The following is a 23,008-nucleotide window of genomic DNA, read 5'->3' as shown; positions in this document are numbered from 1 at the left end:
AGTCAAAATCAATGACAAGGAGCAGTTAAAAGATGAAGCCAGATAATGTTTACCAAGACTTAAGAGTAGTCATCAAAAGGGTAACAATTAGCAGTAGCGATCGCGTTGTCAAATTAACAGCACCTTTGGTAGAAATGTCCCAAACTGTAGAAAATGCCACATCTTACATTCAGTTATTTAATACAAAGCAGCAAGTATATTTCTGGCAGATGTCATCTGCACCTACTTATCTAAATATCCTTAAAAAATTTACTTTTATTTTTCCAGGTATGAAACAAGACAAGTCTTGCTTCATACCGAAGACACAGCAAGTTTTGTGTGCATTTTTAATCTAGCTATTTATTCCTGCAATATCTGCTAGTACAGCTTTTTCATTAAGTTAATTGAATTGCGATCGGCAAGCTTTAAATGCCGTATCAATCATCACACACACAGCCAAAGTAGTATTTCTTCAGACAACAACCACTATGAATCAACATATTACAAGCATCAACAACCCCAATAAAGCAGTTAATCCTCAGCAATTTGACAAAGTAGTTGAAGCAATTTTGGCTGGGAAATATTCTTGGGCTTGTGTTTTAATGCTACGTATTGCAGGCTATAATCCCTTACACTATATTCCCTACCGCACCTATAATCGGCTACTCAAAGAAAACTCGGAATCTGGAAGAGCGCAACAATCACATCAAAGTAATGCCACAATGGGTAAATCATCCGAGACGCATACTTCTTCTAGTTGTTTAAGTAAGATTAAAGACTTGGCATACTTTGAAGTAGTGGGTAAGCAAAAAACAGAGATTCGTGGCGGTAGTATTGATTCGTGGTTTGCTCAGAAAATTTACGAAACTCAACCCATACAATTTGATTCAGAATCCCTAAATGCTGGTGAACTGAATCTGATCAATAATTAGAAAATTATTTATTATTCAGTTCGTAGTAAGGACTTTAGTCCTTTTCTGAGAACTAAAGTTCTTACTACTGACTTGAAAAAGGGGTGTAGGGGTATAAGGGTATAGGGGTGTAAGGGAAAGACTTTTTAATGTTTTCTTGTGTACGCAGTTCATGATGGCTACTTACTTCCACACTTGAAGGTGTGGGATTTTTTTAACATCCATCTTACTGAGAGTCTGATTGTCAGGAATTGCTGAATTTACCGCTAAACTCTGCCAAAATGGCAAATATTCAGTAATGAAATCTTATATATTAAGGGTACGACTCAAAACTTGGGTAATTAGCTGGCTGACTCAATTTTCAGGGTAAAATCAGTGATTAACCGACTATGAGATATACCTAACTGATAACTTGTGCTGAAGTCATCAGTTGATAAAACTAAAGTGACAAATTAACTATTACTATTAGTAGTACAATTCTCAGGAAATGTGAGCAGGTAAAACTGGGAGTGCTGGCTTCCTTAAATTTACACAGTCAATGCTCTTTGTCGAGTTTCCCAATGGTGGAGGAAAAGTAGATAATTTTCCTGACTAGGGCTAGTTTAATTTGAGTATTTATACTCTATTTATAGCCACAGTAGTCAAAATGAGAATAGACTCAGTAATCGTTGAAATTTTGTCATCAATTGTAGAACCTGTAGTTCTTATTTCTGTCAAAAACTGTAATCCTCGTCCTCCCAGATAGGATTACTAATACTTGATAAACTTTTAACTTATACAACAAATTGAACTCAAGCAGGGAGTTGACTATTTTATAAGCTTCCTGCTTTTTTCTTTGCCAAAGTGCAGAATTTTTGAAAATGAGTATATGATTGAATTTTCAACAATTCTGAAGAGATGAACGAACCAAATCCCATATTGATTACACCAGAGGAAGTGGTGAACTTACTCAAAAGAGAGATGACTTTTAAGGAAGTTTATCAAAAAATTCTGTTTAATAAAGTGATTTGGCAAGTTACCCAAGAACGTGGGATTATCGTCACAGATGAAGAAATCGAAGCTGAAGCCAACCGCCAGCGACGGGAGAGGCATTTAGAGAAAGCCGCCGATACGTTAGCATGGTTGCAGGAAGAAGTCGTGACGACAGATGACTGGGAACTGGGAATTCGCGATCGCCTGTTGTCGGAAAAATTAGCTAATGTATTATTTGCCGCCGAAGTAGAAGATTTTTTCTATAAAAATAAACTAGACTTTGAGCAAGTTATTTACTACCAAATCATTGTCGATTCTGAAAAACTTGCCCAAGAAATTTATTATCAAATCGAAGATAGCGAAATTAGCTTTTATGAAGCTGCTCATCTTTATAATATAGATATCTCGCGCAGGAGAAAGTGCGGTTATGAGGGTCAAGTGTATCGCTTTAACCTGCTCAAAGATATTGCTAAAGTTGTATTCACATCCCAACCCCAACAGTTAATCGGCCCTCTAAAAACTGAACAAGGTTATCACCTACTCATGGTAGAAGAATTTATCCCGGCTGAGTTAACACCCCAAAAGTATCAAGAAATTCTTCATCATCTATTTCATAAATGGTTATTAGTAGAAAGTCAAAAACAGAATCAATGACAATGGGCATAGGGCATAGGGCATTGGGCATTGAGTAAAAATTCTACCTTCCCTTGTCTCCCCAGTCCCCAATCCCCAATCCCCAAAAACTACATAAGGTCAACCAGCCTAGAATTAAGAACAGATGTCAGGCGATACTGCTATTGATGGTTAAGTTGACATACTTATGGGTGTGACATCGCGATATTGGCAACTGGTGAAAATTGATGGAGTAGGGCGGCGACAGGTTCAAGAAATTACGCCAGCTAAGGTGTTTTTTGCTGAATTGTTTCCGGCGATCGCACATAATGCAGATAATGACCTTCCCGATGCAGAAATTCAACGGGAATTGCTGCAAGTGGCGCAGGATGCACCCATTGATAGATGCTTGTTAGCACAGCGTTGTCTGTTGTGCTTGATCTCTTGGCAAATTGAACAGGCTTGCTTGCAGATAGCAGAGAAGTTTGGAACTACTCATGGGTTTAGTAGTGTTGATTTATTACCCTATGTTTTAGATGATGACGGTTCTATTCAACCTAGTGATGACTATCAATGTTCTGCACGCAAGATTTTGCAAACTTTTGACCCCCAACAAAGCAGCCTGACAACCTGGACAACTACAAGAGTTAAACATGATGCCGGACTCAATAAATTTTTGCTAGAGTGCGGGGTGTATTTGGTGAGTGATTGGGCAATTTTGAATGATACTCGACCTCATCAAATACAACGTATATTTACAGAGTTTTACTCACTAACGCCCCATGAAATCCAACAAGCACAACAACTTTTAGAAAGCTATCATGCTATTTATCGTACTGCACGTTTACAACAACGGGCGCAGGGCAAAGGGGGTAAATGTAGTGTACCAACAACACAACAACTCCAACAAATTGCCACTCTTCTAGCAAGTAAAACAGGTCAAAATTTCAAAAGTGAAATTGTGTTGACCAAATTGCAACAACTCGCTGACAGACTGCGACAATATCGGATTTATATTCGTGGTGGATATTTACCGACGGAATCTTTAGATAATCTCCTACCGAATAACTATATTGATACTCCAAAACTGTTAGATAATGAAGATGAACCATTAGAGTTTTTACAGTTATATCGACCACAGTTTTTAAGTTGTTTAGAACAAGCGTTAGCTGTCGTGACACAATCACGAGTCGATAAGTTACAAAGAAAAAAGGGCGAAAAAGCTAAACAGTTTTTAACAGCACTCCAGTTATTTCACTGTCAAAATTTATCTATGACAGATATCGCCGCTAGGGTAGGATTACGCGCCCAAGATGCTGTCACACGCCTTTTAAAACTCAAAGAATTTCGCAATGATGTTAGTCAGCAGCTTTTAATGATGTTATGCGATCGCGTGCTGGAACTAGCTAAAAAATATTCCCAGATAGAAAGCCTGACAACTTTAGAACAGCAAATTAAAATAGCTCTAAATGAACAAGTTGAATCTGTCATTAGAGAAGCAGAAATCCAAGCACAAACGGCAAGACCTTATATTAAAACCAGTTTATTTAATGATAGACTCTGCCGCTATCTTGATGTCATTAATGAGGTGAAATGAATAACTTAACAACTAACGATTCCCCAAAGCGGCTAGAATTTGAAACTTTACCAACAGCCGCCATTACTCTGACTACTGCACAAATTACTCAGGCTGTAGAAATCAGTAATCAAATTAATCATTCGCCGCAACAATGGCAAGTTTATCTTCAGGCTTTAGCGTTAATTGCCTTTGAGTCATGGCTAGATGAACGCTCAGATTCCCTGAAGATTAACCGTGAAAATTGTACCCTTTTGCAACCAGGATTAGCAACTGCGATCGCGGCTGTTGCCAATTTACAAATAGGTGAATTCAAGCTGTGTTTACTCACAACTACTAGTCTCACTGATAATCAAGTTATTTTACCGAGAGCCGTTGTAGATTTACCAGAGTATATTGCTCATTTTTATGTTTTACTGGAAGTCTTAGAAGAACAAGATACTGTAATTATTACTAGTTTTTTAACCTATCACCAATTAACAGAAAATTGTTTAAAAACCAACTTAAAATCGACAGCCGACTGGAATTATCATATTCCTACAAATTGGTTTGTGTCTGATCCAGACCGCTTACTGTTATACTTGCGGTGTTTAGAACCAGTAGCAATTACTTTACCCCTAATAAACAACAAGAATAATCAGGTATTAGCCAAAGTTCAACAGGAATTATTGAATTTATTACCTCAATTGCAGTCACCAAAAATTGAACTGTGGCAAATATTAACTTGGGAACAGGGAATGGCTGTAATCACCCATCCAGAATTACTCACTTGGGTGCATAATTTACCCCAGCAACCACATGATTATTCATCACAAAACAGTTTAAAAGACTTACTCAAATTATTAACCCAGCCTGCTTTAAATGTAGGTCGTTGGCTGTGGGATGAATTAGATGAATTAGCACAAGAATTTGCTTGGCAATTATTACCAGTTGTCACCCCCGCCGCCGCTATGAGGAGTCCGACAGAAGAATTTACAGCAATTGTCACTCAACTACAACAGCGAAATATTGAAATCCCCATGCAAGCGCGGGGTGCATATCAAGATTTTCTCTTAACAGGAATTCCCCTGCGTTTATATGCTGTAGCTTGGCATTTGTTATCAGAATCAGACCCGCATTTATGGACATTGTTGTTAGTCTTGGGTACAGCTTCTCATCAAACTTTACCTGTACACTTAAAGTTAAGAGTAAGTGACCAAACAGGGGTGTTAGTAGAAAAGGGAATAAATCCACAGCAGGGAGAAGCTTATTTATTTACGCGTGTAGTTGGTAATTGGGATGAAAAGTTTTTAGTAACTGTGAGTTTAATAGATGGGGTAGAGGTGAATTTACCTCCATTTACATTCTGTCCCAAGAAAGTAATTTAGGTGTGCTGGTTACAGTTTTGGTAACAAAATTTTGTGTAAGAGTGAAATATTTCACCAATTTCTCATCCTGACTTTTTACGCTATGTGGAAAAGTTAACGTGAAACCTAACCCCTAACTCCTTACCTACCAGGGAAGGGGAGCAATAATCAACTGTGAAGTTTCAATACCTTAAATGAGACAAAATTTTTGCATAACCTTCCAAAGCATGAGAAGTATATAGAAGCAAGCAAAATCTTACTCTGCTTGGAGGATAGCTTCCTGTGCATCACCGTCTCGTATTTCTGTTTCTGGTTACTTCAGTGCTATGGCCAGTCTTCCATGTAAGCGTTGCTGAGTCAAAAATAAATACACTGACTACTGCACAAACACAAACTACCCAAGAACGCAGGGATGAAGTATTACGCCTGAATCAATTAGGTCTTCAGCAGCTAAACCAAGGCCAATTTCAAGATTCTTTGAAAAGTTTTGAGCAAGCCTTAGCGATCGCCAAACAAATTAATGATACCGCAGGTATAGCTAGAACTTTCAACAATATGGGGGGAGTTTACGTCAATCAAGGAGAGTACACCAAAGCTTTAAACTCCTTTCAACGAGCCTTAGCGATCGCCAAACAAATTAATGACAAGGCAGGTATAGCTAGAATTCTAAACAGTATAGGGTTTGTTTATAGTTATATGGCAGAGTATACCAAAGCTTTAGACTTATTTAGGCAGGCTTTAGTAATTCGCCAAGAAATTGACGATACAGCAGGTGTAGGTATAACTCTCAGCAATATTGGGCATATTTATAGCTATATGGGAGAATATGCTAAGGCTTTAGACTTTTATCAGCAAGCTTTAGCAATTCAAAAACAAATTAATAGCACAGCAGGTGTAGGCACAACTCTCAACAATATTGCAGCAATTTACGAATCTCAGGGAGAATATGCTAAGGCTTTAGACTTTTATCAGCAAGCTTTAGCGATTCAAAAAAAAATTAATAGCACAGCAGGTATAGCTACAAATCTCAACAATATTGGCTCAACATACCGTAATTTAGGACAATATGATAAAGCTTTAGACTTTTATCAGCAAGCTTTAGCGATTTTCACACAAATTCGTAATCCAACCAGTCAAGCGGTTATTCTTAACAATATTGGAGTAATTTACAACACTCAAGGAAAGTATGCTAAAGCTTTAGACTTTCATCAGCAAGCTTTAGCGATTCAAAAACAAATTAGTGACAAAGCAGGTATAGGTACAACTCTCAACAATATTGGTAACGTTTACCGCAATAAAGGAGAGTATACCAAAGCATTAGAACACTATCAGCAATCTTTAGCGATCGTCAAAACTATTGATGACAAAGCCAATATCGGTGGTTCCCTCAACAATATTGGGACAATTTACGATCATCAGGGAGATTATACTAAGGCTTTAGACTTTTATCAGCAAGCTCTAGCGATTTTAAAACAAGTTGGTAATACAGAAGGTGTCGGTACAACGCTCAGTAATATAGCAGCATCGTACAACAGTTTGGGTAACTATGCAGATGCAGAAAAAACCTTGTTTGCTGCTATTGAAGTTTTTGAATCTTTAAGAACAAAAGAATTATCTGATGATCAGAAAATATCAATTTTTGAAAAACAAGCTTCTAACTATCGCTTTTTACAACAAGTCTTAATTAACCAAAATAAAATTAACACAGCATTAGAAATTGCCGAACGTGGTCGAGCTAGAGCTTTAGTTGAATTATTATCCTTAAATATATCGCTAAATAATAACAATAATCAAACTATCAAGCCACCTAATATTGAGCAAATTCGACAAATAGCAAAAGCACAAAATGCTACTCTAGTAGAGTATTCAATTATTGACGAACCTCTGAGAGTTAACAGTAAACAAGAGCCGCAAATATCAAAACTTTATATCTGGGTGATCAAAGCGAATGGCGAAATCGCTTTTAAACAAGTAGACTTAAAATCATTAAAAACACCACTGACCACATTAGTAAATAAAAGTCGTCTAGCCATTGGTGCTGGGGGAAGAGGTATTAAAGTAAACCCCAAAAACGGAGCTAACAAAAAACAATATTTGCAGCAATTACATGAAGTATTGATTACACCTATTGCTTCACTTCTCCCTAACAAACCACAAGAGAAGGTGATTTTTATTCCTCATGATTCACTCTTTTTAGTACCATTCGCAGCCCTACAAGATAAGAATGATCAATATTTAATTACAAAACACACAATTGTAACTGCACCAGCAATTCAAGTTCTCGATTTAACTCGTCAACAAAGACAAAAAATCACAGGTAAAGAGATGTTAGTTATAGGGAATCCTATCATGCCAAAAGTAGGAATTCCACCTGTACAACTTGATCCGCTTCAAGGCGCAGAAAAGGAAGTATTAACTATTGCGAATTTATTTAAAACTAAGGCGATCACTGGTAAGGATGCGACAAAAGCAGCATTAAAACAAAAGTTATCAACAGCTAAAATTATTCATTTAGCGACGCATGGATTGTTAGATGATCCTCGTCAGAGGATACCAACTGCCATTGCTCTTGCACCCACCAGTAATGACGATGGTTTACTCACACCGGCGGAAATTCTGAATTTAAAAATCAATGCAGAATTAGTAGTTTTAAGTGCTTGCGACACCGGGAGAGGAACAATTACGGGTGATGGGGTAATTGGCTTATCTCGCGCATTTATTACAGCAGGCGCGCCAAGTGTGATTGTTTCGCTGTGGGCTGTTCCTGACTCTCCCACTTCAGAATTGATGACAGAGTTTTATCGACAATGGGAGAAAAATTCCGATAAGGCTGTGGCGTTAAGAAATGCCATGCTGATAACTATGAACAAGTATCCAAATCCTAGAGATTGGGCTGCATTTACTTTGATTGGTGAGTCCGAAACAGTTCAAAATTAAGTAATTAAAAGAGTTAAAAGTTTAATTTGTCAGCGTTTATTGGCGGATAATTATGATTGCAACAACGTTTTATTTAAAAGTTCAACAATTTGAACAATCATGTGCTTTTGAATTATCCTGGGGCAAGGTCAACAAATTTTAGTGACAGTTGCCTATCCTGACGAACTAAAATTAAAATATCAAGAATGGCAGCGTATTTATCTGCGATTTTATAATAATGGAATGCGAGGTAGAGTAGAAGAAGTTGGTAGTTTAGTCGCACCTCCTGTAGACTGGAATTCACAATTAATTCAAGCAGAAGCCCAACTTTTAGCAGCGTTTCATCACTGGTTACGCAGTGCAGAATTGTACGAAATTCGGGCAACTATCGCCCAGGCTACTACTAATATTGATGTTTTTCTGACTTGCCATCCTTTAGATTTAGCGCGTTTACCTTGGGAACTCTGGGAATTTGGTGCAGAGTTTGGGAAATCGTCTACTAGGAAGATTAGAATTGTTCGCACAGCTTTAAATCGCAAGGAAGCAGTTAATCATAGGCGACGCAATGGTAAAGCTAAGATTTTGGTGATTTTAGGGGATGAAACAGGTTTAAATTTTCAGGTTGAAAAAAAAGCTATAGCTGCTTTAGGTTCTCTTGTAGAAACAACTTTTATTGGTTGGCAACCAGCAGTTAATATTAATGAATTAAAAACGCAAATTGTAAAGGCGATCGCAGCAGATTCAGGTTGGGATATTCTCTTATTTCTCGGACACAGTAATGAAACTAGTTTGACTGGGGGAGAAATTGCGATCGCTCCCCATACTGCTTTATCTATTAGTGAAATAGAACAGTCATTAATTACTGCTAAATCTAGAGGATTACAGTTTGCAATTTTCAATTCATGTCAAGGGTTAAGCATCGCCAATAAATTAATTGATTTAGGCTTAAGTCAAGTAGCAGTGATGCGCGAACCCATCCATAATGATGTAGCTAAAGATTTTTTGAAGCAATTTATCCAGGCTTTAGCTAACTATCAAGATGTCCAGGAAGCATTAATCACTGCTGCTCAATATCTGCAAATAGAAAAACATCTAACTTATCCCAGTGCTTATTTAATTCCGTCTTTATTCCGTTATCCTGAAACCGATTTATTTCGCCTCCAACCCTCTGGAATTCGGCAATTAATTCAAAGTTTTCAACCAAGCCGCAAAGAAGCGATCGCCCTAGCAATTATCTTATTTATTAGTCTACTATTACCAGTACAAAATTTTTTATTACAAAGACGTTTATTAGTACAAGCTATTTATCGCCAATTAACTAATCAGGTAGAAACCACCAATAATCAGCCACCAGTGCTTTTAGTAGAAATTGATGAAGAGTCTATCCGCAAAGCCAAAATATCTAACCCAAAACCATTAGATCGCAAATATCTAGCCAGTATCGTTGACAAATTAGTGGCTAATCAAGCAAAGGTAGTCGGTATTGATTATCTCTTAGATCGACACCAAGAACAAAGCGATCGCTTCCTTGCTAACTCCATTCAAACTGCGGTTTCTCAACCCCAACCGACATGGTTTGTCTTTGCAGCTACTTCTGATACTAAAGGCGAATGGCTACAGACATTACCAAATATTGCTAGTCTCAATTGGAGTTTACAGGGCGAGATTGAATTTCTGCCTGGGTATATGCAATTATTCCCTATAAATGATTTACAAGCACAACCTTGGTACTTTTCGAGTTTATTAACACTGTCATACCAATTACAAAAAATACCCAATTCACCACAACCAAAATTAGATAGTCAGATTGACTTTTTACAACAGATTAATGTGTTTTTAAAAGAGGGTAATAAAAGTCATCAAACTATTTTATCATCACCGCGATCGCATCTACAACCAGTTACCGCCTTGAGTTATTGGCTAGAACAAATGTGGATGCACCCAATTGTTGATTTCTCAATTCCGCCTCAGCAAATATATCAAACAATCCCCGCTTGGCAATTACTCGAAAATCAAGGTATCCCGCCAAATTTATCCCAGCAAATTGTGATGATTGTGCCTGGTGGATATGACGACGCAGGAGTTGATTTTGACGGTGAAGATAATTTACATGGCACAGATTTACCTTTAGCTGTTAAATATTGGCGACAACAACAAAATACTTTCAATCACAATCGGGTATTAACAGGAGGAGAATATCATGCGTATATGGTACATCATTTATTAACTAAAAGATTAGTGACACCCATTCCTGATATTTGGCTAATTGCTATATCGATTATCTTGGGGAAGAGCCTATATTTATGGCAAAATCATCAAAAACATGATTTTAAGAAATTATTAGCTATGACTACAATAACTACAGGCTTATACGGTATACTCAGTTTGCAATTATATATGACATCATCTGCTGTGCTATTGCCTTGGTTTTTACCATCAGCTACATTGTGTTTTTATATTTTGCTTATTGTCTTCCCTAGAAAAAAATATGGTTAAAACTGTAGTTTCAAATCTATCTATTTTAGCCCTCAGCTTAATTAATTTTATGGGAATAACCCAGCAATTAACTATAGCTGAAAAGAAAAATCCACCTAATACATCTTGGTTTAATATTTCTCGGCTGTTATTTACGAAAAAACCACCTGTTAGCCCGCGCAAAGGTGGTTCACGCCCCACAGAAATCATCTGTATGATTTCTCCAGATGCGCCCAAGACGACAAGGAAAATTTGGAGCGATCGCCCGTTATTTATCTGGCAAGGTAATGTGAGAGAAGTTACTGTGAAACCGGTAAATAAGAATCAGGTTTTGTGGTCTGAACCAGTCAAAGATACTCAGCAGATTATCTATAATGGTGAACCTTTAAAACCGGGTCAAAGCTATAAATGGGAAGTCAATTCCAACAGATTTATTACATTTCAAATCATCGATACACAACAGCGCGATCGCATCACAACCCAATTGCAAACTATAGAAGCACAACTGCAAAAACAAGGGGCAAATCAAGAAGCGATCGCCCTTGCTAAAGCTAACTATTTCGCCGAATATCAATTATGGTCAGACGTATTGCAACAAATATATTCTGTCAATACACCTTCCGCCGAATTAAATAATCTGCGTCAACAAATCACTCAAAATCTCTGTAAAGACCAATAGTCATAGATTTTCATCATCAATACAACGTCTCTACGACCAAAAGAGCGCTGAGTAACCTAAAATTCTGGGTCGCTCAATCGGTTGCTGGGGCGACTTTGATATAAGTCTTGGATGACTTGCACCGCAACGACTACAGCCACTAAGGTAATAACGGCAATGGGTAATAAACCTTTGCCAAAAATAGCGATCGCTACTAATAAAATTGCCCCTATGATGCGATATTGAGATCGGATTTTGCAATAGCGAATCACACCAAAATTATGCAAAATACTGATGGCTGTTAAACATAAAGCTACAGCACCGCATATTAACCACCTTTGCGGATCAGGAAGTGCTACCTTGGACTGATTGAGGATGACTTCTTCTACACCAACACCAGCAGCTGCTATCCCAATTACTAGAGGTAAGTGAGTATACAGCCAAATATTCATAATACTGACTTTGCCACTAACTTTTGCGGCTTCAATGGGTGTTCCGCCTAAATTATCGAAATAAATCCACCACAACCCAAAAGCAATACCTAACCCAAATAAACCAGAAATGGCGGTAAGAATATTCCAATGGTGTTCAGAAACCCCATTGACGACAGCAATGATGGCTTCACCTAAAACAATAATCGTAAACAGCCCAAATCTTTCAGGGAGGTGGGAAGCATGGGGAAGAAGTCCCATTTGGACTTTGTGTGCTGTTAAGGGTGTGGCAAAATCAATGATGATTCCTAAACCCCAAAGCACAAATCGCCAAGGAGCAGGTAAAAAGGCGGATAGTAGCCACAATACAGCAGCGATCGCAAAACCGATGGCATAATGAGTAGTTAGAGCCTTGGCTGCTGGTATATGTATTCCCGCCAAAACATACTGAACTACTAAAATCGCTCTCCCCAAAGCATAGGCTAAGGCAAATCCGGCTGCACTCTCACTCAAACCATGATGTATATTCACCGCCATCGCTGCGGCGGTTAGCATTTGTACTCCAACTAGCAGGCGATGTCCAATATCATCACTATCAAAGCGGTTGGCGTAAAATGTTGTACCAATCCAAGACCACCAAACAGGTATAAATAAAACCACAAATCCCCATAATCCAGACGGGGAGATATCGCTTTTTAAATTGTGTGCTAGCTGAGAGACTGCAACCACAAACACCAAATCATAAAACAACTCCAGCCAAGTTGCGCGTCTTTCTTCCTCGTTATCTTCGCCAATACGTAACCTGGGGGTGTGCAGAAAATTTGCCATGGTGGTATATGCTCATTGCTAATTGTTTTTTACCATTAGTCGTGCGTGAGGGGAAGAGAGGAAAGCAGGGGAATTTCTGTTCTATAAAGAAAATCTGCCCCAGAGGCTGAAGTGCTTGTGGGGGGAAGATTAGAAGAGTTTAGTAAACAAGTAAGTCTGTTGAGGCGTGTTTAGAATGAAATAGTTAGCAGCTGATTCTACACACAGAGCTACAGAGGAACGCAATGCTAATTTTTGAGGAACACTTTCAAGATAATCGCTGTAGTTGGGTGACACGGGATAGCTCAGAGTGCAGCCTTTACATGGAAGTGGGTCACTATGTGTTTGACCACAAACGGGCAGGGGATGCTTATTGGCTATCGTGGAATTCGACGGAGTTCTTTTACGACAGAAGCGATTTTCATATTCACATGGTCTTAGAAAAAGCTGCTGGTGTAGAGGATCACGGTTATGGCTTCGTTTGGGGACTATTGGACGATCGCAATTTTTTTGAGTTTGTGATTTCTGGGAATGCTTGTTATCGCATTGCTGAGGTGAGGAATGGTAGCTTTGTCAATTATACAGATTGGAAACGTTGCGATCGCATCCAGCGCGGTAATGCTGTTAACTTACTAGAGATTTGCCGAGTGGGCAATTTTGTCGAGTTTTACATTAACAGTACCCTGGTAGATAAATTTCCCGCCGATAAGTTAATGGATGTCCCCGGCCGGAATTTTGGTTTTGTCATCCACGACAAAATTAAAATGAAAGTTCACAGTCTCATGGTTAGCGCGCCGGATGCAGACAAAGATTTGGGTGATAGCACTCTAGAGGTTTATGATTCGAGATACGAAACCAAAGCTAACTTTGTTGAGCATGAGCCACCTTTGGAAGATAGTCTAGAGCAAGTATTTGCAGATTTAAAGGCGTTAGTTGGACATGAGCGCACCAAACAACAACTTTTTTCTTTAGCAAATTACCTCAAAGTCCAAACTGAACGGCAAAAACGGGGTTTAAAAACTGTAGACATTTCCCTCCACCTGATGCTGTATGGGCCTCCAGGGACGGGTAAAACTACAATTGCGCGCTTGGTGGGGAGGTTGTATAAACAGTTGGGATTTCTAGAACGGGGACACGTTGTAGAAACTGACCGGGCGGGAATTGTCAGTGGCTATATTGGTCAAACTGCGCTGAGGGTAGAAAATGCTGTCCAGCAAGCTTTAGATGGTGTCTTGTTCATTGATGAAGCTCACGCCCTAGTCCCCGAAGATAGCCCTAATGACTATGGTAAGGAAGCATTGCAGATATTAATTAAACGGATGGAAGATTGCCGCGATCGCTTGGCGGTGGTCATTGCTGGTTACACTGAAGAAATGGATCGGTTACTTGCTTCTAACCCTGGTTTTAAATCCCGCTTACACCGCTTATTTTACTTAGATCACTACAATCCCCAAGAGTTATTATTAATTTTCAAGAAATTCTGTCACGATAACGGCTACACTCTAGATGCTTCAGCCCATATCATCTTACAGGCTACCTTTGAACTGGCTCATGTCAAACGAGACAGAAATTTTGGCAATGGCCGGTTTGCCCGTGCTTTATTTGAGCGCAGTATTGAACAACAAGCAAATCGCATTGTCCATAATCTCCACAAGCTAGATAATGTTGAGCTAACTTTGATTACGGCTGAGGATTTATCTGGAGGTTAATTTCCGTAGAGCCAGTTGTAATTTGTATGATCATACTTTCTGAACGCTTCCGCCAAGCTTTAATCTACGCCACAGAACTACACGCTAGCCAAGTGCGTAAAGGTTCTGGCGTTCCCTATATTGCTCATTTATTGGGTGTAACTAGTATTGCTTTAGAATATGGTGCGAATGAAGATGAAGCGATCGCAGCTCTATTACATGATGCCATAGAAGACCAAGGGGGTGCAGCTACACGCGCCGAAATTCTCCGCCGCTTTGGTGAAAATGTCACCAACATCGTAGATGGTTGCACGGATGCTGATACTACTCCTAAACCGCCTTGGCGACAACGCAAGGAAGCGTATATTGCCCATCTACCCACAGCTTCGCCATCAGTGCTACTGGTATCGTCTGCCGATAAACTCCACAACCTGCGCTCACTCTTACAAGATTATCGTTTAGTGGGTGAATCTCTATGGCAACGCTTCCAAGGTGGTAAAGACGGTACTTTGTGGTATTATCGCACACTCATAGATGCACTCAGAAAAATTCAACTGACTGCCATTGTAGAAGAGTTAACAAGAGCGATGACGGAACTGGAGGAATTAGTAGGAGGCAGGGGGCAGGGGGCAGGGAGCAGGGGGGCTAGGAACGCAAATCCCATTCCCCATTCCCCATGCCCAATGCCCCATTCCCCATTCCCTATGCCCCAATTACCGGAACATACTACTTACAGAAGTATCTTCATGAATGCGCCAGATGGTTTCCCCTAATAAGTTGGCTACTGATAGCGTCACAAGTTGGGGGAATCGCTTTTCTTCGGGAATAGGAATCGTGTTAGTAACAATTACTTCCTCGAACAAGCCACTCGATAATCTCTCAATTGCAGGTGGCGAAAAAACTGCGTGGGTAGCACAAGCATATACTTGGCGTGCGCCTTCTTCCCGCAACAACCGCGCACCTTCGGCAATAGTTCCGCCTGTATCAATCATGTCGTCAACTAAAACGGCGGTTTTACCTTTGACATCACCAATCACATTTAAGACTTCCGCTACATTGTGTGCTTGACGACGCTTGTCAATGATGGCTAGGGGCGCATCATTCAGTTTTTTCGCAAAAGCCCTCGCTCTGGCTACACCACCAACATCAGGGGAGACAACGACAATATCATGCAGTTGTTTGCTGACTAAATAGTCTAATAAGACTGGTGAACCGTAGACATGATCAAAGGGAATATCGAAATAGCCCTGAATTTGCGCTGCGTGTAAATCCATCGCCAAAACGCGGTTAGCACCTGCTTGGGTAATCAGGTTAGCCACTAGCTTGGCGGTGATGGATTCTCTACCGGCGGTTTTGCGATCGGCACGAGCGTAACCATAGTAGGGTAAGACTGCTGTTACTTGTCTAGCAGAAGCACGCCGACAAGCATCAATCATAATCAGCAGTTCCATTAAATGGTCATTAACGGGCTGACAACTCGGTTGGATGAGGTAGACATCACAACCGCGAATTGATTCTTGAATTTGGACATACAATTCCCCATCTGCAAATCTTTTGCGAATCATGGGGCCTAAATCCATACCCAGGTAACGGGCTACTTCTTGGGAAAGTGATATATTGGCAGAACCAGAAAAAAGCCGCAAGCGATGATTTTCAGTCAGCCCTGTTGCGGCTGGCTGCATTCTAAAAGCGGTAGAACTGAGTACAGCAGATCCTCGATGTGCATTCATGGCGATATTAGCACTAGATATTTAGTAGGTTTAACGGAAATAGACCAAAAAAAACATCTGTGAGTTTTCTTTAAGCTTTGATAATGAGTTTAAATATCTCTCAACATAATTATCAATTGCTCATATTCCCTTCCTTGTTGTAAGAACCGTTCCATAGATGGACTGATACCAATTCTGTAAACTAGTCTCATTAGTTAAACCTGGGGTGATAAGAAAAAACCGCACTTTCTTGTGGTTGCTGCCTCTACCCATTGTATGTCTGAATTCAAGAATAAATTAATCTTGAACAGAGTTAACAATCCTATGGGATTGGGAATAATTCCGAGCATAAATTTTATTTTTCGAGAAACACAGGTTCTCAGCTCTGGGGAATAATTGAGGATTGCCGTAGCATTCAGAAAACATATACTTCTACCAACAAGTAAGTTGAGGGTATCTGTAGTGTTTGCTGAATGTCTAACTGATAGTGGTTGCAAAATTATAATATAAACTGACTGACTATATTTTTGGTTGAAAATCACAAAAATTTTTCTGTTTTCGATGTGGCTGGGTCAAAGTTGATTTGTAGAAGTCTTGACTGATGAGTCTTGTGGTGATTGGGTTTCGCTGGTTATGAGTGTGGGTAAATAGTGAATGTCTCAAATATTAAATAGCAAGATTTGACTACTAATAATCAGGACTAGTAGAGCTATGTAGACTAATAGAACTAAAACTATGAAACTTGGCTGTATTTACCGCTAGAGACACTACATTTACAGGGAATAGATTTACGGTAATAATGCCGATAGCATACTTCTAGCAAAGTGAGCAACGTGAATAACTGCGATTGTTTTTATTGTTTCAACGCAGTTATTATTGCTGATCTGGCACTTAAAGATGATGCTAGCTTCACAAAGTTATGGGGTGATTTTGGGGTGAGTTTATCACTTTGATGTCAGGGCTGTTGCTGACAGCAGATTTGAGATTTACGACTGTATATATTTTGGGCAAATATATCTTACCACGGTAATTAACGATGTCAAAACTATATTTGTTTGATATCCTTTCGCATTTACCTACTCCGCAAATTGCGATTCCTGTAAATCTTCTGGTGTGAGATGAGAATGCACTACCTGACCATCCCGAAACCAGACAATGCGTCGAGTTTGACGCGCCACTTCTGGTTCATGTGTCACCATAACGACGGTAATTCCACTCTGATTAAGTTCGGTGAAAATATCTAGAACTTCTTGGGTAGTGCGAGAATCGAGTGCGCCGGTTGGTTCATCAGCCAGGAGAACAACGGGACGGTTGACAATGGCACGGGCGATCGCTACTCTTTGTTGTTGTCCACCAGAAAGTTGAGTAGGTTTGTTACTCAGTCGCTTTTCTAACCCTACTTTAATTAGTGCTTCTGTAGCGCGATCGCGTCTTTCGTTGGGATTAACACTCGCATACACCATTGGTAACATCACATTTTCTAAAGCCGTGAGTTGGGGTAGTAGGTGGAATTGTTGAAAGACAAACCCCAGTTTTTTGTTGCGAATGTGCGCTAAATCTGCATCATTCATTTGTGCCACATCAACGTTATCTAGATAATATTGTCCAGTGCTTGGGCGGTCGAGACAGCCGATAATATTCATGGCTGTGGACTTACCTGAACCGGAAGGCCCCATAATGGAACAATATTCACCTTCGTCGATTGCTAAGTTGACATTATTTAAAGCCTGAATTTCAGTTTCTCCACTACCGTAGATTTTAAAGATATTTTCTAGACGAATGATTGTTGATTTCGGTACTGGATTAGGAACGAGTGAATCAGTAATGGAAATGGTTGGCATAGGATTTTAGTCAATAGTCAATGGTCAATAGTCAATAGTCAATAGTCAATAGTCAATAGTCAATAGTCATTAGTCAATAGTCATTAGTCATTAGTCATTAGTCATTAGTCATTAGTCATTAGTCATTAGTCAACAGTCATTAGTCATTATGTTATTACTCAGCACTCATTACTCTATATTAAAAGACTGTGACCTTTGTTACCTGTTCCCCAGTCCCCAATCCCCAGTCCCCAGCGAAGCACTGAGCTTGTCGAAGTGTCCCCAGTCCCCAGTCCCCAATCCCCAATCCCCAATCCTCGCGACTAACTCTTGGGTAAAGTAATGGTAAACGTACTTCCTTCATTTAACCTAGAACGCACTGTGACATTACCATCCATGCTTTCTACAAGGGTTTTGACGATAGATAATCCTAAACCAGAACCACCGATGGAACTCGTGCGAGCTTCGTCGGCGCGGTAGAATCTTTCAAAAATCCGTGATTGTTGTTGTAGAGGTATGCCATAACCTTGATCAGCAACTTGAATGATAGCGGCTTGTTCTTGTTGATCTAACTTCAAAGTTATAGGTGTATTTGCTTCAGAATATTTTACGGCGTTATCAATTAAGTTAAGTAATACTTGTTTGAGGCGATTGTAGTCGGCTTTAGCGATAATTGGGTTAGTTTTATTTTCAATAATAATCTGGCGATCGCTATATTTTTCTGCCATCCCTGCTACTTCTACAATTAAATCATTTAAGACACATTCTTCTAAACAAAATTGCAAGTAACCACTATCGGCTCTTGCTAAATCTAATAAATCTTGTAGGAGTCGAATTGTTCTTTCGGCTTCTGATGCAGCAGTTTCTAAGGCTTCTCGCTGCATTTCATTCAGGTTTGTTTGGCGGCGTAAAACACTTTGTAAATAGCCGTGTACTATTGTTAGGGGTGTGCGTAATTCATGGGAAACATTACTGACAAATTGACGCTCTTGTTCCCAAGATTGGGACAGTCGAGCTAACATCATATTGAAGGTTTGGGCTAATTCTTTGACTTCACTTGGTGCTTTATCTAGATATAATTTAGCTTGTCCTAAATCCGCAATGGAAATTACAGATGTCATTTGACTAAGCTGCATTAATGGTTGCAAGGAACGCTTAACATAGATGGCGATCGCGATGGACATGACGATAATTGTTACAATACTGCCAACACCCAAACTCCGCACCATCACTAAAAACATTTGCTGTTCACGGGTGACATCCTGAATCACAAATAAGTTACCTAGAATTTTTCCCTTGACGGGAACAGCACCACCACACAACACAAAATAACGTCCCCCTACTTTTTCTATGCGTGCTTGTAGGATCATTTCACCCAGGGACATTAATTCAGTTGTGGTTTTATTCGGTAACTGGTTCCAGTTATTAGATTTACCTATAATCTGATTTTCAGAATTTTTTACCCATAAATATGTATTGGTTGCTGTGAGGCTATCAATTGATTTTTGCAGTGCAGCTTCTGGCGGCATCATTTCACTATAAATCTGCACATCACGAGGTAGCCGTTGAGCAATTGTTTCAGTATTATTTTTATGGTTATTGATTAAAATTTGCTGTATTTTCCACCCCGTCCAGAATGCTAAGTTTCCTAGACCTAAAGTAGAAAGTACAGCAATCCCAATTGTTAAACGTAAGCGTAAGGAAAACGGATCTATTTTTGGGTGCAATTTGTGAAGTTGTTTCACTTGGGAGCTTGATTATTTGGAGTTAGACAAGTTTTTTGGACGTAATTACATTGATAAATATATGACTCTTGCCAATTTAAGGGAATTTCTAATAAGTCTCGTGAACCTGTAAATCCTTGACCGAGAAAAAGTAATAATGCCACACAATTTAAAATTGTATGTATTAACCGCCAACGATGTGATCTATCTTGATAAATATCTTGGACGATCGCCACAGAAAAAATCATGAGTAATGATGCGGTAATACCTATATAGTAGTGTGACCAGTACCATTCATTCGTGCGACGAAATACGCCATCTTGACAGCCTAAAATGACTAAAGCTGTACCAGTTAATGTGGCGAATACACCACGCCATAAACGTTCTCTTGCTCGCAACAGTAAGACTAAACAAATTATAGCCAAAACAAACATCAATAGAATAAATATTACTGGGAATAAGTTTTGATTCCACAGTTGCTTTTTGATGATATTTTTCCCAATGGGGTAGGCTAACCCTAATAAGCATAAACCGACAACAGCAATACATAGCCATTCGCCAATTCGCTTATGTTCTCCCCCCACAATTGGCGGAATCTTGCTTTTACCACCGTCTGCGCTTTGTAATCTGCGTTCCCGTGTCTGCCAAGCAAAATAACTCACAATACCAATGCAGGGAAAAACAATGGTAACTGCGATCGCCGGATGTATAAGTCCTAAGAAATCTACTAATTCCATATTAATAACAGATATTCAATTTTTATTTCTATGTAAATCGATTCACTACACAAATTTAATATTTATGTAGCTTTATAAAGCAGCATAACCAAATGTAGCATTAAATTTACGACACCAAATAGCTACAGATTTATAGTTTGCTAGCTTGATATTTTGTGGCACAGCATAACGTTGTTTACCACTAGTTTTTTGCAAAGCCGCAATCTGAGCATAATCTTGTTCTTTAATACCGGTTACTGGTGGTGCATCAGTACGATAAAGAATCACAAATAAGTCTGGGCCATTATCCGTTTTGAAATTTTCATCAAATTCTAGATATTGTTTACCCGCTTCTGTGACAACTGCAACTTTCCCCTTAGTTGGGTGTTCTCCGGCTTGAAAATTACCAGCTCCAACAGGCGCACTAGCACTAGTTTTAGTAGTATTGGGTGTTGGATTATCAACTTGATTATTGCTAGGCTCCCCTGTACAGCCAACAAATATATTAGTAATAATTGCCAAAATGATTAAATATTTCCATTTCATTTTTTAACAATCCTCAAACTTTCATACCAGAATTAATTTAATACTTTTTCTGTCTAATTAAATTAATTTATGCTGAGAATTTGTTAAAAATTAATGCCTTTGATAATTAGTTTGAGTAATTTCTAGTCATATTTTTTAAATTTGTTGCATTTTTTATATTATTGTTGCCATATTGACCAAGATTTTACTTAAATTTAAGTGTATATTAACTTACGCAATACACCAGTAAGACAAACTATATAAAGACAATCTCCGGAAGTAGTGATTTGCTCTTGTATCTTTAATAAGGAGCGAAAATCACCATTTTCAGTGAATTTTACGGAGTATACTAATGCTGCGATCGCTGATCAAAACACTTGTATTAACAGTCCTACTAGTGTTTTCTTTCTTACTACAGCCTAACACGGCTCTCGCTTTCATCTCCTTTGATGGTCAATTCACGGCTACAAATGCTTGCGAAGCGGTAGTTTCTATTAAAAAAGCAACTAACCCCGGCAATGTGAGATTAAAGCTGGGAGAAACTTACCAAATTGTTGGCAAGAATAAAGACATACCCTCTCACTACTTGTTACAAATTTCTCAAGCTAATCCTCCTCAACGTTGGGTTGAGGCTAGTTGTCTGAATATCGCGAGTTTACCAGTTGATACAACTCCTAATCCCACTCCCGATACGCCTATAATTCCAATTACCGTCGGTGAAGATTACTTATTAGCTATCAGTTGGCAACCTGCATTTTGTGAAAGCAAACCAGACAAAGAAGAATGCAAACGATTAGCACAAGATCCCAGTCGTCCTGAAGCCACTAATTTCACATTGCATGGTCTTTGGCCTCAACCTGAAGATAATGTTTATTGTGGTGTTAGTAGAACTGACAGGGCTTTGGATGGCGATCCAAAGATCAATAATGGTAATGATAGAGACTGGTCAAAATTACCAGCAGTAGAAAAAGAGTTGTCCCCTGAAACTTGGCAAAAATTACAAGCTGTAATGCCTGGCACATTATCCAATCTGCACCGCCACGAATGGATTAAACATGGTACTTGTTACCAAGCTACACCAGAAGAGTATTTCTCTGAGTCAATTGTGCTTCTACAAGCCTTTAATCAATCACCCGTGCAGCAGCTATTTGCTAATAGCATTGGTCGTCAACTTGCTGTCAAAGAAATTGATAAATCATTATCATCTTTTGGTGCTAAAACAGGAGATAAAGTAGAAGTAAAATGTGATAAATCATTCCGCATAGGTGAACTTTGGGTCAATCTCAATGGTGAGATTACCCCAGATACTCCAGTTTCTCAATTGCTGGTTAATAGCCCAAATGCCGAACCTGAAAAACCAACTAAATCCTGCTTAGTTGATGACGCTCGTGATTAGTATTGTACTTCTCGTATCAATATTTTATTGAATTGGTATAAGAACAAAAGCGATCGCATTTTGAGATACTTGAAGTGCGATCGCTTTTGTTTTTAATATCAAAGATTTTAGGTTCCTAATTTGCGGATGATACGTAGACTATACTTGTAGTAATAAAATCACTGCCTTAAATATCAAATTTTACATGAAACAACAAGGTGCTATTCTCTGGCTCACAGGGTTAAGTGGTGCTGGCAAAACAACAATTGCTCAAAGACTATCCCAAAAACTACAAGCACGCAATTACTCAGTAGAATTACTAGATGGTGATGTCGTTCGCACCCATCTTTCACAAGAGCTAGGCTTTAGCAAACAAGACCGAGATACAAATGTGCGTCGGATTGGCTTTGTGGCTAACTTGCTCAGTCGTCATGGCATAATTGCGATCGCTGCCGCTATTAGCCCCTATCGTCAAGTCCGAGAGGAACTCAAACAAACGACTACCAACTTTATCGAAATTTACGTCCAAGCACCGCTAGAAGTTTGTGAATCTCGTGATGTCAAAGGACTTTACGCTAAAGCCAGGGCTGGAGAAATCAAACATTTTACTGGCATTTCTGACCCCTACGAAGCCCCAAATAATGCAGATATTATCTGTCAAACAGATAAATTTACAGTAGAAGAATGTGTTAACCGAGTGCTTGATTATCTAGAAACGCAAGGTTTGATTATGACAGTTTTGATTTAGCCTGTCTGTTTGGAGAACTT

17 protein-coding genes and 1 pseudogene are annotated in these 23,008 nt (G+C 39.2%); 12 read left to right on the top strand and 6 right to left on the bottom strand.

What is annotated here, in order from left to right; genetic code table 11:
- Positions 1–32: 32 nt before the first annotated feature.
- From CV014_RS10940 to CV014_RS10905, 8 genes are all read left to right on the top strand, one after another.
- A complete protein-coding gene (locus tag CV014_RS10940; RefSeq protein WP_236142049.1) occupies positions 33–335 on the top strand; it encodes a hypothetical protein in 303 nt (100 codons plus the stop codon).
- 132 nt (positions 336–467) lie between these two features.
- Positions 468–911 carry a HetP family heterocyst commitment protein gene (locus CV014_RS10935; RefSeq protein ID WP_236142048.1) on the top strand — a complete coding sequence of 148 codons (444 nt, stop codon included), beginning with the start codon at positions 468–470 and terminating at the stop codon, positions 909–911.
- A gap of 876 nt (positions 912–1,787) precedes the next feature.
- Positions 1,788–2,516, top strand: a complete 729-nt coding sequence (locus CV014_RS10930) for a foldase protein PrsA (protein WP_236142047.1) — start codon at positions 1,788–1,790, stop codon at positions 2,514–2,516.
- Positions 2,517–2,682: 166 nt separating this feature from the next.
- Positions 2,683–4,071 carry a hypothetical protein gene (locus CV014_RS10925; protein WP_236142046.1) on the top strand — a complete coding sequence of 463 codons (1,389 nt, stop codon included), beginning with the start codon at positions 2,683–2,685 and terminating at the stop codon, positions 4,069–4,071.
- Positions 4,068–5,417 (top strand): DUF1822 family protein, encoded by a 1,350-nt coding sequence (locus CV014_RS10920; RefSeq protein ID WP_236142045.1) that lies wholly within the window; start codon positions 4,068–4,070, stop codon positions 5,415–5,417. The genes CV014_RS10925 and CV014_RS10920 overlap by 4 nt, the downstream gene beginning before the upstream one ends.
- A 300-nt stretch (positions 5,418–5,717) precedes the next feature.
- Positions 5,718–8,333: a CHAT domain-containing protein gene (locus tag CV014_RS10915; RefSeq protein ID WP_236142044.1), complete on the top strand. Its 2,616-nt coding sequence runs from the start codon at positions 5,718–5,720 to the stop codon at positions 8,331–8,333.
- A 141-nt stretch (positions 8,334–8,474) separates the two neighbouring features.
- Positions 8,475–10,808 (top strand): CHASE2 domain-containing protein, encoded by a 2,334-nt coding sequence (locus CV014_RS10910; RefSeq protein WP_236142043.1) that lies wholly within the window; start codon positions 8,475–8,477, stop codon positions 10,806–10,808.
- Positions 10,801–11,466 (top strand): hypothetical protein, encoded by a 666-nt coding sequence (locus CV014_RS10905; protein ID WP_236142042.1) that lies wholly within the window; start codon positions 10,801–10,803, stop codon positions 11,464–11,466. Before CV014_RS10910 ends, CV014_RS10905 begins: the two co-directional genes overlap by 8 nt.
- A gap of 56 nt (positions 11,467–11,522) precedes the next feature.
- On the opposite strand, the gene CV014_RS10900 is transcribed toward CV014_RS10905, so the two are convergent.
- The gene (locus tag CV014_RS10900; RefSeq protein WP_236142041.1) at positions 11,523–12,704 is read right to left on the bottom strand and encodes a low temperature requirement protein A; all 1,182 of its coding nucleotides are present in this window, start codon (positions 12,702–12,704) and stop codon (positions 11,523–11,525) included.
- A gap of 224 nt (positions 12,705–12,928) precedes the next feature.
- Here CV014_RS10900 and CV014_RS10895 point away from each other — a divergent pair, with 224 nt between their 5' ends.
- Together CV014_RS10895 and CV014_RS10890 are read left to right on the top strand one after the other, a co-directional pair.
- On the top strand, positions 12,929–14,392 hold the full coding sequence (locus CV014_RS10895; RefSeq protein ID WP_236142040.1) for an AAA family ATPase: 1,464 nt from the start codon (positions 12,929–12,931) through the stop codon (positions 14,390–14,392).
- Positions 14,393–14,424: 32 nt separating this feature from the next.
- Positions 14,425–14,979: pseudogene (locus tag CV014_RS10890) on the top strand (HD domain-containing protein); the annotation flags it as partial.
- 105 nt (positions 14,980–15,084) lie between these two features.
- On the opposite strand, the gene CV014_RS10885 reads toward CV014_RS10890, so the two are convergent.
- The 5 genes from CV014_RS10885 to CV014_RS10865 all read right to left on the bottom strand — a co-directional run bounded on the left by CV014_RS10885 (position 15,085) and on the right by CV014_RS10865 (position 20,886).
- Positions 15,085–16,101 carry a ribose-phosphate pyrophosphokinase gene (locus tag CV014_RS10885; protein ID WP_236142039.1) on the bottom strand — a complete coding sequence of 339 codons (1,017 nt, stop codon included), beginning with the start codon at positions 16,099–16,101 and terminating at the stop codon, positions 15,085–15,087.
- Between the two features lie 1,055 nt (positions 16,102–17,156).
- Complete coding sequence (locus CV014_RS10880; protein ID WP_268964627.1) at positions 17,157–17,921, bottom strand: ABC transporter ATP-binding protein; 765 nt, start codon at positions 17,919–17,921, stop codon at positions 17,157–17,159.
- A 302-nt stretch (positions 17,922–18,223) separates the two neighbouring features.
- Positions 18,224–19,645: a sensor histidine kinase gene (locus CV014_RS10875; RefSeq protein WP_236142038.1), complete on the bottom strand. Its 1,422-nt coding sequence runs from the start codon at positions 19,643–19,645 to the stop codon at positions 18,224–18,226.
- Complete coding sequence (locus tag CV014_RS10870; protein ID WP_236142037.1) at positions 19,642–20,361, bottom strand: DUF4079 domain-containing protein; 720 nt, start codon at positions 20,359–20,361, stop codon at positions 19,642–19,644. The genes CV014_RS10875 and CV014_RS10870 overlap by 4 nt, the downstream gene beginning before the upstream one ends.
- A gap of 72 nt (positions 20,362–20,433) precedes the next feature.
- Complete coding sequence (locus CV014_RS10865; protein ID WP_236142036.1) at positions 20,434–20,886, bottom strand: DM13 domain-containing protein; 453 nt, start codon at positions 20,884–20,886, stop codon at positions 20,434–20,436.
- A gap of 331 nt (positions 20,887–21,217) precedes the next feature.
- On the opposite strand from CV014_RS10865, the gene CV014_RS10860 reads away from it, so the two are divergent.
- Together CV014_RS10860 and cysC are read left to right on the top strand one after the other, a co-directional pair.
- A complete protein-coding gene (locus tag CV014_RS10860; protein ID WP_236142035.1) occupies positions 21,218–22,261 on the top strand; it encodes a ribonuclease T2 family protein in 1,044 nt (347 codons plus the stop codon).
- A 157-nt stretch (positions 22,262–22,418) separates the two neighbouring features.
- Positions 22,419–22,988 (top strand): adenylyl-sulfate kinase, encoded by a 570-nt coding sequence (gene cysC, locus CV014_RS10855; protein ID WP_329608370.1) that lies wholly within the window; start codon positions 22,419–22,421, stop codon positions 22,986–22,988.
- Positions 22,989–23,008: the final 20 nt, after the last annotated feature.

It is taken from the genome of Nostoc sp. CMAA1605, assembly GCF_021596505.1.
Classification (GTDB): domain Bacteria; phylum Cyanobacteriota; class Cyanobacteriia; order Cyanobacteriales; family Nostocaceae; genus Trichormus.
The sequence above is the reverse complement of the archived record's forward strand: the minus strand, read 5'-3'. Positions and strand labels throughout refer to the sequence as shown.